General features: G+C 47.6%; 2 tRNA genes. Both read left to right on the top strand.

Annotation, left to right across the window (positions count from 1 at the left end):
* Positions 1-104: 104 nt before the first annotated feature.
* Positions 105-180, top strand: a tRNA-Thr gene (locus SB724_RS19775).
* Positions 181-217: 37 nt separating this feature from the next.
* A tRNA-Lys gene (locus SB724_RS19770) sits at positions 218-290 on the top strand.
* Positions 291-292 lie beyond the last annotated feature (2 nt).

Genomic DNA, 292 nt, shown 5'->3' with positions numbered 1-292 from the left:
GAGGATTAGCTCAGCTGGGAGAGCATCTGCCTTACAAGCAGAGGGTCGGCGGTTCGAGCCCGTCATCCTCCACCATTCCTATCATACATAAGTTGGCGTATTAAGCCGGTGTAGCTCAATTGGTAGAGCAACTGACTTGTAATCAGTAGGTTGGGGGTTCAAGTCCTCTTGCCGGCACCACCTTTATATGTTATACTATATAAGTCTCTTGTAATAAGAGCCATTAGCTCAGTTGGTAGAGCATCTGACTTTTAATCAGAGGGTCGAAGGTTCGAGTCCTTCATGGCTCACC

This window comes from Bacillus sp. SIMBA_031 (assembly GCF_046535225.1).
GTDB classification, from domain to species: domain Bacteria; phylum Bacillota; class Bacilli; order Bacillales; family Bacillaceae; genus Bacillus; species Bacillus velezensis.
Note: the sequence above shows the minus strand (reverse complement) of the source record. Positions and strands in the feature narration are given on the sequence as shown.